The sequence below is a fragment of the Cytobacillus sp. FSL K6-0265 genome, assembly GCF_038003465.1.
Lineage (GTDB): Bacteria > Bacillota > Bacilli > Bacillales > Cytobacillaceae > Cytobacillus > Cytobacillus stercorigallinarum.
The window spans coordinates 1,909,317-1,924,625 of the sequence record NZ_JBBOPE010000001.1 but is presented as its reverse complement, the minus strand read 5'-3'; the positions used below and the strand labels follow the sequence as shown (position 1 = coordinate 1,924,625).

Sequence of the window (15,309 nt, the reverse complement as noted above, 5' to 3'; positions counted from 1 at the left end):
AAAATAGTCATCAATGGTTGATGACTATTCGCCAAGCGATGTAAAACGGATCGTAATGTTTTGGTTTACATACTCTGATGGTGAAACTTCATATTCAAGCTTCTTATCATTGATTTTAATTTCAGTAGCAGTTGTATTGCCAATGATTACTTGTACTTCTTTTTGATCTGTTAAATCTAACTCTTTTTCAACGCCTTCTTCCATTGTTTCTTCGTAGAAGGTTTCATTGGTAGCGCTAGCCACTCTCACCCAGCTTTTTCCTTCAGCTGATAAAGTTAATATAAATGTATCCGTATTTTTCAATTCATATACAGTGTTTTTACCAGAGGATTCTTGTACACTTATCTCTTGAACAGGTTTCTCCTCTTCTGCTTTTTCATCTGGTGCATCTTCTTTATCTTTCTCAGATGCAGCATCTTCGTTCTGTTTCTCATCTTTAGGCATATTATTTTCAACAATTGCACCTGGGTTATTATTGTCTTCATTTAATTGCTTATCACTATCAGATGCGCTATTTTCAACAAAATAATAAATGACGGCAAGAACACCAATGATAAAGACAATAATTAAAACTTTTGGTAAAACATCTAAAAGCTTTGAAGTTGAAGGAGAAATATTCTTACTTGTTTGTACACGAGAAAGTTTCTCTGGAATATCTTCATTGGTTGTTGCTGGAATTTCACTTTTATACTCATCTAACAACTCTTCATGATTTAAGCCTACTGCCTCTGCATATTGTTTAATGAAAGCCCGCACATAAAACTTACCCGGCATGATTCGATAATTACCTTCTTCTATGCCGATTAAATATCTCTTCTGTATTTTTGTAACTGTCTGTAACTCATCAAGAGACATTCCTTTTTGTAAACGAGCTTCTTTTAAACGACTACCTAATTCTGTCAAAACTAACACCTTCCAACATTACTAAAAATCAAAACCTCCGAAGCCTGTGTCGGAGAACATATTATGATTGTTACGCTCGACTACATCATAGACAATATCTTCATCATGGTCGTGACGAAGTTCGATAATATAATCAAAATCATCCAAAGTATATTCTGAATTTTGCACGAAAATATCAGGATGTTCGATTACTTTAATAGCTGGAAGTCTCATTATTTCTCTCACAAGTTGCCAATGACGTTCATTTGCTCTTTTTGTCGAGACAATTCCATCAATGATAAATAAATTATCATCGCTATACTCATCTTCAATTAATTGATTGCGAATCGTTTGTTTAAGTAGCGTTGACGAAACAAACAGCCAGCGCTTATTCGCACAAACACTTGATGCCACAATGGATTCTGTTTTCCCCACCCTAGGCATGCCACGAATACCAATTAATTTATGGCCTTCCTTCTTAAATAATTCTGCCATAAAGTCTACTAAAAGACCGAGCTCATCTCTGACAAATCGAAAAGTCTTCTTATCATCTGCGTCTCTCTGTATGTATCTCCCATGTCTCACAGCCAGCCGATCACGAAGCTTTGGCTCTCTTAGTTTAATGAGCTTAATCGTATCCATTGTCTTTAATATTGATTCCAATCGAACGATTTGGTCATCATCTTTAGCAAGAATCAGCATTCCACGTCTACCTTGATCAACTCCATTAATGGTAATAATGTTAATGGAAAGCATCCCTAACAATGATGAAATATCTCCGAGTAATCCAGGTCTGTTTTTTTGGATTTCATATTCGAAATACCATTCTTTTTTCTCCACCTAAAACACTCCTTATTCGCCTACAGTTCCAGATAATCTTATTTACATAATTTCATCACAATATTAATTTATTTTTAATTAAATCTAGGTACTATAATATATGATTTTCCACTAATATGAAAGGAAAATCCTTTTCCTACGTAAAAATATATATAAAATAAGAAAAAAGCAATTAAAGGCATGTACACCTCCATTGCTTTTCCCTTACTCGCTAATTATTTTTGAACTAATTTCACCACTAAATTAGCAATCGCATGTTGTTCTTCCTCACTTGCGACAGACCAAAGATCAGCAAGAATTTTTTCTTGGTCGTTTTTAGGCTCTACTGAACCAGCAAGATAATCTCCAATTTGATAAGCAATTTCGCTAACTGTAGATTGGTTCATCCCTTGCTCTTGACCTTGTTCTAAACGCTCACCTAAAAAATCTTTCCATTGTTGCCAATTATCTAGTACAGACATTGTATTTCCTCCTCGTTATAGACATTTGCCTCAACAGCTAGATGGTGCAAATGCAAAATATTAAAACGTACAATATTATCATGCAACGAGGTGAAATAAATTATTCATTCTTATGTATACCATCCGCCATTGACGCTTATGGTTTGACCAGTTATATAAGAAGAGGCGTCAGATAATAAAAAGGCACACGCTTGAGCAACTTCATTTGGATGACCTAATCTACCGATCGGGATATCATTCTTAATATCTTCCACTTCTATTTCGTTAAAAGATGCCATCATCTTCGACTCAATGGCACCTGGTGCAATTGCATTCACACGGATGCCATTATAAGCCACTTCTTTACTTAATGCCTTTACAAAGCTAATCTGAGCCCCTTTAACAGCGGAATAGACTGTTTCACATGCAGAGCCTGTTTGTCCCCATATCGAAGAGATAAACTGGATATTTCCTTGCTGTTTTGCTACAAGTTTTGGCATTAATGCTCTCGTTAATAAAATCGGATTTAAGACGTGTACGTTCATTAAATGTTGGATATCGACCTCATTCATATCTGTTAATAGACCGTAAGAAGCCTGACCACTACAATGGATTATTGCGTCAACGGAAAAAATATTTTCAACAATTTTTAGATATCCTTCAGGAGAAGTTAAATCTGCAGAAATAGCGATATATTCCCCGCCATAAGTATTCAATGCTGTCATTAACTGCTCAATGCGTAATTGATTTTTGTGATAATGCAAATAAAGGGAATAACCTTCTTTCGCTAATACCTGCGCAATTGCTCCGCCAATATCTCCACTAGCTCCCGTTATTAATACAAATTTTTTCATTGCTTTCCTCCAAAAAACTAATACATAAATCAAGCTAGCCCATCTATAAACGGGCTAGCATCAATTATTTTGGTAACACTTGACATACAGACATTCTTTCTTCAGAGATTAATTCTTTGGCAGATTGATTAATATCATCCAATGTCAGATTTTCTAAAATAGGAACAATTTGAAAGAGATCCATATCATTGAATGAATAACGAGTAAATTGATTGGCTATATATTCAGGGGAGTTAAGTGCCCTTAAAAACCCTCCAATTTTCTTCTTGATTGAGCGTTGAAGTGCCGCTTCATCCCAATTTGAACCATTTGTAGACTGCAATAAAATCTCTTTCACTTTCTCAGCAAGTTTATTTGGGTCACTTGTATCTCCACCGATCATCGCAAAACCAAATCCAGATTCTTGGGAATAATCGTAAGAGAAAGTATCATCAATTAAACCTTCACGATAGAGATCGTTGTAATGTTGTGTACTTTTACCAAACAACAAGTCTAACATGACATTTAGGCTTAATTCTTTTTTAAGCATCTCAGCCCCCTGTTGACTCGCATCATTAGTTTTAATGCCGACCATACATTTCGGAGTTTGTACATTCATTCTTAATGTACTTAACTTTTCAGCAACCGTTTGTGGCTCTTGATCAAAAATTCTTTCGATAGAAGGCTGTTCACTATAATTTTTACTATCCTGATTTTTCCTTACTTGAGCAATAATTTCTTCTGGTTCAACTGGGCCAACGACAAAAAGTAGCATATTACTTGGATGATAAAAGGTATGATAACATTCATACAACATATCCTTCGTAATGTCAGAAATACTTGCAATTGTTCCCGCAATATCAATTTTCACTGGGTGATGATGATATAGATTTGCTATTAGACCATAATATAGACGCCAGTCGGGATTATCATCATACATTGTAATCTCTTGTCCGATAATACCTTTCTCTTTTTCTACCGTTTCCTTAGTAAAATAAGGATCTTGGACAAAGTCAATCAAAGTTGTTAAATTCTCTTGCACGTTTGAAGTACTTGAAAAAAGATAGGCTGTTCTAGTAAATGAAGTAAATGCATTAGCAGATGCACCTTGCCGACTAAATTGTTGAAACACATCTCCATCTTCTTTTTCAAACATTTTATGCTCTAAGAAATGGGCGATTCCGTCTGGTACTTTAACTGGCCCATTTTTATCAAGTGGGACAAAATGATTATCGATCGAGCCGTATTTTGTCGTAAATGTTGCAAAAGTCTTATTAAAACCATGTTTCGGTAGGACATATACATCTAGACCATTGGCCATTTTTTCATAATAAAGTTTTTCTTGCAGTTGATCAAATGCGATTTGTTCCATTATTTTTGCACCTCTTTTCCATGAAGAAAGTAAATGGTATCAAGCTGAACTTTTTTAGCTACAGTTATGATGTCTTCTTTTGTTACGGCCTCCATCCCATTCATCCATTGGGTTAAGTCCATTTTCTTTTGAGAAACGATGTTATGATAGAGCACTTCTGCGACGCCTCTTGCCGTATCCATTGTTTCTAACATTTGGTTTTGAATAACCGCTTTTGTCTGCGTAATTTCCTCCTCTGTAAAGGCACCCTTCCGCATTTCCTCTAATTGTTCTTCAATAATGGAAGTTGCTTGCCCATAGCTGCTATTATCAATTCCAGACATCACCATTAACAAACCTTTATGACTTTCCAACCGACTGGCAACATAATAGGCTAGAGAAGCTTTTTCTCTCACATTAATAAACAATTTTGAATGCGAAAACCCACCAAAAATTCCGTTGAATATTTGCAAAGCACTATACTCAGGGTCACCATAATTGATACCGGTACGATAGCCAATATTTAATTTTGCTTGCTTCACATCCTGCTCTTCCTTAATCGTTTCTGGTTCAATCGAATCGTTTCCTCTTATTAAAGAAGCTTCTTTAACAGGACGATTTTTAAAAGGTAGTAATTCACGAACATATTGTTCAACTTCATTCGTATCTATATCACCAATCATATACAAATCAAGCTCATCTTCAGCTAGAGCCCTTTCGTAATACTGAAAAAGGGACGATTCTGTAATTAATGGTAAATCGTCTAATTCACCATGAACATGGAGAGCATAGGCTTCATCTTTACACATTTCTTGTACAAGGCGTAAATTAGCATATCTCATTTTATCATCATTAACAGCTTGTATCCGCTGCTTTAAAGTCCTTTTTTCACTCTCAACCACCTCTCGGTCAAAAGCTCCATTATTTGATAATGGACGTAGCAATAACTCAGACAGTAATTCAAAAGCTTTTCTAAGTAATGGGGTCTGGTCAGATAGAAATTTTTCATTTGCCATTTCAATGGTCATAGAAATAATGTGGTATTCCCCTTTTTTTGATAAATCCACATACAAGGATGCGCCATAAAGCTCATCTAAGTATGCCCTCAGCTTAGCCGTTGTAGGGTAAGCTGCACTACTACTTTCTAATACATGCGGTAATAAAGCTCTTAGTGTGACAGTATCTTTACTTAGAGGCGCTTTCATTTTCCAAACAATCGTATTCGTTTTATATTTATCTGTTTTAATTTGATGAAGCTTCACACCATCAATGGCTTTAACCGTTTCTGTTGTAATATTCATTAATAAACCTCCTTATTCCTTTTACCTAAAAAACAATACTTGGAGCACACTTCTTCCTATTTTGTCATCTTTTTAGTATATGTATGAAAAGAAAACAATATTTTCTATTATATACGTTAACACCTATCCTATGCTAATCTTGCAGACATCTTTTAGGAAGAATACGTAAAATAAAAGTCTCAGGTTCAAACCCGAGACTTTTACTTATTTATCTATTTCCTTTTACATAAGGTATACCAGATGCTTTAGGCGCATCTGCTCTACCAATAAATCCAGTGAGTGCAATAATTGTTAATACATATGGTGCAACAAGTAGATATACATTCGGGATATTCTCTAATAGCGGTAAGCTAGAACCAATAATACTCAAACTTTGGGCAAAACCAAAGAATATCGCTGCGCCCATTGCTCCTAACGGATGCCATTTGCCAAATATCATTGCAGCTAATGCCATAAACCCTTGTCCACTAATTGTCGCATGACCAAAATCAGAAGAAATCGCTTGGGCATATACACCACCACCTATACCACCTAGCGCACCTGATAGTAGTACACCATAATAGCGCATTTTCGTCACATTAATCCCCATTGTATCTGCGGCCATTGGATGTTCACCAACAGACCGTAATCTGAGACCAAATTTTGTCTTATAAATCACATACCAAGCAACCACAGCGAAAATGATTGCGACAAACGAAGTGTAATACGTATTAGAAAAGAATATTGGACCAATAAACGGGATATCACTTAAGAGCGGAATATCTATTTTACTGAAGCTCTCTTGAATGATATCTGTTTGCCCTTTACCATAAATAAATTTAACTAGAAATAAGGTAACACCTACCGCCAACAGATTTATTGCGACACCAGAAACGGTTTGATCCGCTCTAAAGGTTATGGATGCGACCGCATGAATAGCTGAAAAAATGACTCCAGCTAGCATGGCTACTAGTAGCGAAACCCACGGTGTCCATGCACCTAATGTATCAGCAAATGATAAATTGAAGACAATTGCTGTAAAAGCACCAATCACCATTAATCCTTCTAATCCAATATTAATTACACCTGAACGTTCTGAGAAAGTGCCACCTAACGCGGTGAAAATAAGGGGTGCTGCCCAAAGTAAAGTAGTTGGCACAATAATCATTAATATTTCCATGAAACCCACTTACTTCACCCCCTTCTTATTAATCTTTCTTATGAGTAATCGAATCATATAACTTGAAGCCACAAAGAATACAATTAAAGCAATAATAATATCAACCAACTCGTTCGGAACGCCTGCTTCTAGTGGCATATTGAGCGCACCAACCTTCAAGCTTCCGAAAAGAATCGCTGCCAAAACAATCCCTATCGGTGAATTCGAACCTAATAAAGCTACAGCGATACCATCAAAACCGACTCCGGTAAACCCACTTTTCACAGCAGCATATCCGAAAGTCCCAAGCCCCTCCATAGCACCAGCTAATCCAGCAAACACTCCGGATATCACCATGGAAAGAATAATATTCTTTTTGACGTTCACCCCTGCATAATTTGATGCATGTTGATTTAAGCCAACAGCCTTCAACTCAAATCCTCTCGTTGTTTTTTCTAAAATAAACCACATAATAATAACAGCAATAATGGCAATAACGATTCCCCAGTGCATACGAGAGTAATCTGTTAAGGATTCTAATAAAGGTGAACGAAGACTTGCTGTCTCAGCAATTGGATCTGAACTATCGCTACCTTCTGACAATTTAGTTCGAATAATATAGTTCGTAATATGAAGTGCTGTATAATTCAACATAATCGTGACTATTACTTCATGAACACGATATTGCGCTTTCAAAAAACCAGGAATAAAGGCCCAAAACGCACCCGCTAAAGCAGCGGCTAGCACAGCTAAAGGTAAATGGATGATTTTTGGTAGTTCAAAAGCTACACCTACCCAAACAGCAGCTAACCAACCTACTATTAATTGACCTTCAACTCCGATGTTGAAAAGGCCTGTTTTAAAAGCAAATGCGACTGCAAGGCCGGCTAATATATAGGGGATGATTTGCCTAATTGTTTCACCTAAAAAATAAACATCACCAAATGCGCCATTCCAAAGAGCAATAAACCCAGCAACGGCATCATAACCTGTTACAATCATTAAAATAGTCCCGACAATGATGCCAAGTAGGACAGCAATGATCGGTATTAATATATTTTGCATACGGTTAGACATTTCCATCACCTGCCTTTTTCTTTGTTGAACCAGCCATTAATAAGCCCAACTCTTGCTCTGACGTCTCCTTTGGATCAACCATTGCAATGATTTTCCCTTCAAAGATAACAGCAATACGGTCACTCACATTCATGATTTCGTCCATTTCAAAAGAAACTAAGAGCACGGCTTTGCCTTGATCTCTTTGGTCAATTAACTTACGATGGATGAATTCAATTGCACCCACGTCAAGCCCCCTCGTCGGTTGTGAAGCAATTAACAAATCCGGATTACGGTCTACTTCTCTGCCGATAATCGCTTTTTGCTGATTACCTCCAGAAAGCGCGCGAGCTGGTGTATATTCACTAGGTGTTCGGACATCATATTCTTCTATTAATCTAGTTGCTTTTTCATAAATCGCTTTCTTATTCATCATGCCTGATTTGGAATAAGGCTGTTGGTAATAGGTTTGTAGCACCATATTTTCACCAATTGTAAAATCTAATACTAAACCATGTTTATGGCGATCTTGCGGTATATGTCCAATGCCAGATTCAGTTACTTTTCTAGTAGTTAATTTTGTTATTTCTTTATTGTTTAATAAAATTGACCCATTTTCTACTTTTCTTAATCCAGCAATTGCTTCTACCAATTCTGTTTGTCCATTCCCATCTACCCCTGCAATACCGACAATTTCCCCTTTTCTGACTGTTAAGTTTAAATTATCAACTACAGTGATATTGCGAGAATCTTTAACTGTAAGTGATTGTATTTCTAATGACGCTTCTTCCGGTTTAGCTTCTGTTTTTTCAGTTGTAAACGTCACTTCCCTACCAACCATTAAGCTTGCTAATTCATCAGGATTCGTTTCAGATACATTCAGCGTTCCAATTCCCTCACCTTTGCGAATGACCGTTACTCGGTCACATACTTCCATAATTTCTTTAAGTTTATGTGTAATCAGAATGATAGATTTACCTTCTTTAATCAACTTACCCATTATTTGGATAAGTTCTGCAATCTCCTGTGGGGTTAGCACCGCAGTAGGCTCATCGAATATTAAAATATCTGCCCCTCGATAAAGTGTTTTTAAAATCTCAACTCGCTGTTGCATACCTACAGAAATATCTGCAATTTTTGCTTTTGGATCAACAGATAAACCATATTTATGCGAAATATCGCTAACTACTTTTTCTGCTTCTTTTAAATCAATTTTTCCTTTCGAAGTGATTTCTTTCCCTAAAATTATGTTTTCTGTTACAGTGAATTTATCAACTAACATGAAATGTTGATGAACCATCCCAATACCTAGTTCATTCGCGACATTTGGATTGGTGATTTTTTCACTGTTACCTCTGACTTTAATCTCCCCTTTTTCAGGTTGATAAAGACCGAATAAAACATTCATTAACGTTGATTTTCCTGCACCATTTTCTCCGAGGAGCGCATGAATTTCTCCTGGTTTTACTTGAAGTGTGATATTATTATTCGCTACAATACCCGGAAACTCTTTACGAATATTGAGCATTTCAATAACATATTCCACCATCTCCACTCCTTACCCTTATGTAGTTAGAGGTCAGACCTCACTTTTTTATTTATTATTGATTTATCATCCATTTATGAAATTTTAGGCTTATTTTTAAAAACCTAATTGAAAAGGATCATTTGTATGCTATTATCCTTTTCAATTAAACTTTTAAGTTAAAAAGGAATAAGAGATTTTAAGTCCCTTATTCCTTTCCTCATTACTCTGCAGTAAATTCCTTCGCTTCTTCTACTGATTCAGGAGGAGTAACCTCTCCACTCTTAATTTTTTCAATCCACTCGTTTACTTGTGTTTCAACTTCCGCTTTGCCAGCAAACTCTTCGTTGATTGGTGCCAAAGTCACACCATCTTCATTTAAACCGTAAACCGTTGTTTCGCCACCAGGGAAATTCCCATCTTGTGCTTTAGTTGCGATGTCTTGTACAGCAACGTCTACACGTTTCATAGCAGATGTAAGGATAATATTATGATCCCCGACTACCCCTTCTGCTGATTGGTCTGCGTCAACACCAATTGCCCAAAGTTCTCTTTCTGAATCTTTTTCTTTTAAGTCACGTGCTTCTTTAAATAATCCATTACCCGTTCCACCAGCAGCATGGAAGATTACATCAATGCCAGAAGAATACATCTTAGATGCAATCGATTGCCCAAGCTCTGCTTTGTCAAATGCGCCTGAGTAATTGCTTTCTACTTTAATATCTGGATTTACAGCTCTAACACCTGCAATAAACCCTGCTTCAAAACGTTCAATAACAGGAAGTTCCATCCCGCCAATAAAACCTACTGTATCCCCTTTAGTTGCATTGGCAGCAACGACACCAGCTAAGAAACCTGACTCTTGTTCTTTAAACATAATGCTAGCGACATTTTCTGCCTCTACTTCTGAATCAATAATTGAAAATTGACTATCTTTTTGTTGCTTGGCTATTTCAGCAATTGCATCATGCATCATTGCTCCAACACCAAACACTAAATCGAATTTTTGACGAGTTAAGTTATTTAAATTTGTTGCATAATCAGCATCAGATTGGGATTGAAGGTAAGTGTATCCACCTTTACCTTCTTCTAAACCATTTTCCTCACCAAAAGCTTTAATCCCTTCCCATGCAGATTGGTTAAATGATTTATCATCTACTCCACCAACATCTGTTACCATTGCAAGCGTGAAGGACTCTTCTTTGTTGCCTTCTGAACTTGATCCTTTTTCGTTTTCTTCTGAAGAACCACATGCTCCTAAAATGGTACCTGCCGCTAGTGCAAAAGAAAGTACAAATCCAAGTTTACGTTTTTTCATTTTGCTCCCCCTTAAGGAATTGGTTTACATTAGTAGTTGTAAATGATTGATTAGTTAATCCGTTTTCTAAGAACATGGAAGCTAAACTTGTCTGCTCTAAAATAGTTAACCGAGAGAAGTAATGGCTCGTCTTGTTCAGTGTAATGCATTTGTTTAAGAACAAGTAGAGCTGTCTCAGGACTACAGTCTAAAATAGGTGAGACCTTCTCATGATAACCAATCGGTTCAATTTCAGAGACCGCATATGTAATTCTTCTGCCTGTTTTTTCTTCCAAATTTTCAAAAATAGATTCTTTTTCCCAAGAGATAGAGTCTGGAATATGCTTCGCCAACATTTTATCCAAGCAATGAACAACAGGTTCACCATTTGCTGTTCTTACCCGTTCTACTACTAAGATTTCTTCATCTGCTGAACAGGAAAAAAGTCTGGTATCTTCCTCGCTCGGACATTGCGTCTCTGAGCTAAGGAATATAGTCCCAGGTTGCATTCCTGCTTGGGTAATCATATTAGTGATACTATTTAACTGTTCAATTCCTGATGTAAATAATGGCTTTGTATTTACAAACGTGCCTACACCGTGCCTACGAATAATGACATTTTCTTCTTCTAATATTCTTAACGCTTCTCTTAACGTCGCACGACTGACACCTAATTGTTTCGCAAGATCAAATTCAGAAGGTAATTTTTCTCTCTCTTTATAAATACCTTTATCAATATCTTGCTTCAAACGATCAATCACTTGTAAATACAAATGGCGGCTATCTGACTTAATAGACATGCTGTGCTCCTCCAAATCAAAAATCTCAAGACATCAGACATCTGATGTTCAATCATCTCTACTAATCGAAAATAATATAACATTTTTCTAAATATAAAGAAACATATTTTTCAAAAAATGTCGAAAAAGATAGTGAAAAAAGTGAATATTTTTCACATTTGTTGACTCGTAGTTGATGTCTCAAAGAGTTTTATTTATTTATTTCTCTTTATTTATAGGCCTCTTATGTTAAAACCAATTGCTACTAAAATAGAAACCTCTAAAAAAGAATAGGTCATATTTATAATAAATATTAACCTATTCTTTGTACATACTTTCTTTCAATTGTTGACTAAAGCTGTGTGGAAAATATATTTTTAAGAAGATGCCTCATCGACACTTTGGCTGACGAGTACTGTTCTTGGTTTACTTCCCTCATAAGGCCCAACGATCCCCCGTAATTCCATTTCATCAATTAGTCTCGCTGCTCGCGTATAACCGATACGGAACCTTCTTTGCAGCATCGAAACAGAAGCTGTTTGCATTTCAATGACAAGCTCAACTGCTTCATCATATAGCTTGTCATCCACTTCACTTGTTTGTGCATCTGGTAAATCATCGGGAATCATTTCTTCTTGATATTGCGCTTTTTGCTGCCCAATGACAAAATCAACAATTTCTTCTACTTCATCATCTGATAAAAATGCACCTTGTACCCGAATAGGTTTTGATGCCCCGACTGGCATAAATAACATATCGCCTCTTCCTAATAACTTCTCTGCCCCGCCCATGTCTAAAATCGTCCGTGAATCCGTCATAGAAGAAACAGCAAACGCAATTCTTGATGGAATATTTGCTTTAATCACCCCGGTAATGACATCGACTGAAGGGCGTTGAGTGGCAATGATAAGATGAATACCAGCTGCCCTAGCCATTTGAGCTAATCTAGTGATTGCATCCTCAACATCCGATGAAGCAACCATCATTAAATCCGCTAACTCATCAACAATAACAACAATGTAAGGGAGTAGGGGCTGCTTAGCTTCCTCTAATTTATTTTGCCTTTTAATAAATTCATTATAACCTTCTATATTCCTTGTGCCTGTATGGGAGAATAATTCATATCTTCTCTCCATTTCGCTTACAACCTTTTTCAATGCTTGAGAAGCTTTTTTAGCGTTTGTCACAACTGGCGCTAATAGATGCGGAACCCCATTATACACATTAAGTTCTACCATTTTGGGGTCAATCATCATTAATTTTACTTCATGAGGTTTCGCTCTCATTAAAATACTAGTAATAATACCATTAATACAAACACTTTTCCCACTGCCAGTCGCTCCCGCAACGAGCAAATGCGGCATTTTATTCAACTCTGCTGTGACAGCTTCGCCAGTAATATCTCTTCCTAAACCGATTAATAGTTTTGAATCATTGCGATCTTTACCTTTAGGTTCAATGACTTCTCTTAAGGAAACCATCGCTACTTCAGAATTCGGTACCTCTATCCCAATAGCTGACTTCCCTGGAATTGGTGCTTCAATCCGAATATCTTTTGCTGCTAAAGCAAGTGCTAAGTCATCACTTAAGCTAACAATTTTACTTACTTTCACACCTACATCAGGATGCACTTCATATTTGGTTACTGCCGGTCCAAGATGGACTTGGGTTACTTTAGCTTTGACACCAAAGCTTTGGAAGGTTCTCTCAAGCTTTGCTGCATTATCATGTATGAGTTTATATTCACCACTTTGATCGGTATGATTAGGTGCCTTTAATAATTTCATTGGTGGTAGTTTATAATCTTTATTTTCCACTTCTGTAAAAGTAATCGGCGGTACAGTCTCATCTTGTTGCTCTTCTTCCTCCGGTTGACTCTCACTTATCCCTTGGATCGGCAACGTAACATCTTGCTCTTGGTCATAAGCATTTTGAGAAAAACTAGAAATAATTGGTTCTTCTGGTGTGTTGTCTTTATCCACTTCTTCTGAATTGTTATGAATCGTTATTGCCGGCTCTTCTTGGTTTTCTTTACTTCTTCTTGTACGAGGTTTCGCATTGCGTTTATTTTTCTTACTTATCCAACCTTTTACATCTTCAACAAAGGCCAGCCATTGTTTTTTTAGAAATTGAGCAAATGAAATGGTCATATCTCCCACCGCTGGACCAAAAGTTTTTCCCGTAATTAATATAATTCCTACGATGATCAAAAGGAATGCAATAATTTTTGAGCCGGCTTCATCAAATAAATAATAGAAAACGGCAAACATTAATGCTCCAATCATGCCCCCACCTAAGTCTGAAGTGCTCGCCTGATTCGTCACCTCACTCCAATAGAGACGCCATGTATTCATTATTACACTTGGATCGGTAAATGCTCCCCCATTTGAGAGTAATTCAAATAACGTTACATGACTTAATAAAAGAAGTGCACTAATGATGAAGTATAAGCCCACTAATTTCATATGAAAGAGATCAGGTCTCTTTCTTTTCCACATTAAAAAGCCTGCATATATGACTAATCCAATTAAACAAAGCATGTACCATTCTCCGGTAAAAAACCGGAAAAAGAGTACGATTGCTCCACCTACTGCGCCTAATTTCGCTATAGCAATCACGGCTAATGCGAGCATCACAAGGGCAGTTAATTCATATTTTAAAGTTTGTCTCACTTGTTGCTTTTTTCGCGTTTTACGTTTCTTTTTTTTCGCCATTTTATCACCTGATTTATAAGTACTTGAATGATGCATGAAAGAAGAGAGCAGCCTTTAGGTGGCTGCTCTACGTATGTTCATTTATTATAGCATAATTTCATCCAACATTTGCTTAACTGAGGGTGATTTTTACTCCAGGTCCAATATTTTCATTCATGAAATCATTTGGGTCTGTACTCATAACTTGAATGACACGATATTCAGATCCACTAGTTAATTCCACTAGTAATGGGATACCTTCAAAGTTAACCACTTTTTGTTTCGCAAATTCAGATGGTTCAGCTTGGTATATCCATTCATTTGGCATAGATGTATATAATATCATTGCACAAGCCCCTCCTGATTTTCATTGTTTTCAATTAACTCCTCAAGTTTTTTTAATGCCGGACCAATGCCCCCAACCTCATTAATTAAACCAAATTCAACAGCATCAGCACCAATGACGTTCGTACCAATATCTCTTGTCAAATTTCCTTTAGCAAACATTAAGTCTTTAAACTTCTCTTCAGAAATATGAGAGTGCTTTGTTACAAAGTTTATGACACGTTCTTGCATTTTATCTAAATACTCAAAAGTCTGTGGTACGCCAATTACTAAGCCTGTCAACCGAATGGGGTGAATGGTCATCGTTGCTGATTCAGCTATATAAGCATAATCACATGATACGGCTATTGGAACACCTATTGAGTGCCCACCACCTAGTACGATTGAAACGGTAGGCTTTGACAATGATGCTAACATCTCAGCAAGTGCTAACCCTGCTTCAACATCTCCGCCGACCGTATTTAATATTACTAACAAGCCTTCTATTTTTGGATTTTGTTCAATGGCTACAATCTGAGGAATAAGATGTTCATATTTTGTTGTCTTATTTTGTGGTGGTAGTTGTAAATGCCCTTCTATTTGTCCAACAATTGTCAAACAATGAATTTTAGAATCTTGAGATAGTTGCGGTACATTTGTTTGACCTAATTGCTGTATTTTTTCCATTAAAGGCGATTGCTTATCTTCTTTCGGTTGTTGCTCTTGATCATTCCCATTCATTTCAAAATCCATAAGTCTTCTCCCTTCAAACTTTTATATATTTAGTATGAGACAGGGATGGGATTTTCATTCTACTTATGCTTTTCGAATCGGTTTTATCAATTATCGT

Annotated in this window: 14 protein-coding genes; all 14 read right to left on the bottom strand. The window is 36.6% G+C overall.

What is annotated here, in order from left to right; all coding sequences use genetic code 11:
* Positions 1 to 24: 24 nt before the first annotated feature.
* The 14 genes from MHH73_RS09890 to MHH73_RS09825 all read right to left on the bottom strand — a co-directional run bounded on the left by MHH73_RS09890 (position 25) and on the right by MHH73_RS09825 (position 15,212).
* Complete coding sequence (locus tag MHH73_RS09890) at positions 25 to 912, bottom strand: helix-turn-helix domain-containing protein (protein ID WP_341066451.1); 888 nt, start codon at positions 910 to 912, stop codon at positions 25 to 27.
* Between the two features lie 12 nt (positions 913 to 924).
* Positions 925 to 1,722, bottom strand: a complete 798-nt coding sequence (locus MHH73_RS09885; protein WP_341066449.1) for a DUF3388 domain-containing protein — start codon at positions 1,720 to 1,722, stop codon at positions 925 to 927.
* Positions 1,723 to 1,937: 215 nt separating this feature from the next.
* Complete coding sequence (locus tag MHH73_RS09880; protein ID WP_191812102.1) at positions 1,938 to 2,183, bottom strand: DUF3243 domain-containing protein; 246 nt, start codon at positions 2,181 to 2,183, stop codon at positions 1,938 to 1,940.
* Between the two features lie 110 nt (positions 2,184 to 2,293).
* The gene (gene ymfI / locus MHH73_RS09875) at positions 2,294 to 3,016 is read right to left on the bottom strand and encodes an elongation factor P 5-aminopentanone reductase (RefSeq protein ID WP_341066447.1); all 723 of its coding nucleotides are present in this window, start codon (positions 3,014 to 3,016) and stop codon (positions 2,294 to 2,296) included.
* A gap of 64 nt (positions 3,017 to 3,080) precedes the next feature.
* Positions 3,081 to 4,367, bottom strand: coding sequence for an EF-P 5-aminopentanol modification-associated protein YfmH (gene yfmH / locus MHH73_RS09870; RefSeq protein WP_191812107.1), 1,287 nt, complete (start codon positions 4,365 to 4,367; stop codon positions 3,081 to 3,083).
* Positions 4,367 to 5,647 carry an EF-P 5-aminopentanol modification-associated protein YfmF gene (yfmF, locus tag MHH73_RS09865; RefSeq protein WP_341066443.1) on the bottom strand — a complete coding sequence of 427 codons (1,281 nt, stop codon included), beginning with the start codon at positions 5,645 to 5,647 and terminating at the stop codon, positions 4,367 to 4,369. Before yfmF ends, yfmH begins: the two co-directional genes overlap by 1 nt.
* A 208-nt stretch (positions 5,648 to 5,855) precedes the next feature.
* Positions 5,856 to 6,815, bottom strand: coding sequence for an ABC transporter permease (locus MHH73_RS09860; protein ID WP_191812111.1), 960 nt, complete (start codon positions 6,813 to 6,815; stop codon positions 5,856 to 5,858).
* Positions 6,816 to 7,862: an ABC transporter permease gene (locus MHH73_RS09855; RefSeq protein ID WP_341066439.1), complete on the bottom strand. Its 1,047-nt coding sequence runs from the start codon at positions 7,860 to 7,862 to the stop codon at positions 6,816 to 6,818.
* A complete protein-coding gene (locus MHH73_RS09850; RefSeq protein WP_191812115.1) occupies positions 7,855 to 9,387 on the bottom strand; it encodes an ABC transporter ATP-binding protein in 1,533 nt (510 codons plus the stop codon). The genes MHH73_RS09855 and MHH73_RS09850 overlap by 8 nt, the downstream gene beginning before the upstream one ends.
* Before the next feature lie 202 nt (positions 9,388 to 9,589).
* Positions 9,590 to 10,684: a BMP family lipoprotein gene (locus tag MHH73_RS09845; RefSeq protein ID WP_191812117.1), complete on the bottom strand. Its 1,095-nt coding sequence runs from the start codon at positions 10,682 to 10,684 to the stop codon at positions 9,590 to 9,592.
* A gap of 50 nt (positions 10,685 to 10,734) precedes the next feature.
* Complete coding sequence (locus tag MHH73_RS09840) at positions 10,735 to 11,463, bottom strand: GntR family transcriptional regulator (protein ID WP_191812119.1); 729 nt, start codon at positions 11,461 to 11,463, stop codon at positions 10,735 to 10,737.
* A 356-nt stretch (positions 11,464 to 11,819) separates the two neighbouring features.
* Positions 11,820 to 14,156, bottom strand: coding sequence for a DNA translocase FtsK (locus MHH73_RS09835; protein ID WP_341066435.1), 2,337 nt, complete (start codon positions 14,154 to 14,156; stop codon positions 11,820 to 11,822).
* Positions 14,157 to 14,268: 112 nt separating this feature from the next.
* Entirely contained in the window at positions 14,269 to 14,481 is a 213-nt protein-coding gene (locus tag MHH73_RS09830) for a YlzJ-like family protein (RefSeq protein ID WP_341066433.1), read from the bottom strand.
* Entirely contained in the window at positions 14,478 to 15,212 is a 735-nt protein-coding gene (locus MHH73_RS09825; RefSeq protein ID WP_191812126.1) for a ClpP family protease, read from the bottom strand. The genes MHH73_RS09830 and MHH73_RS09825 overlap by 4 nt, the downstream gene beginning before the upstream one ends.
* Between the last annotated feature and the right edge of the window lie 97 nt (positions 15,213 to 15,309).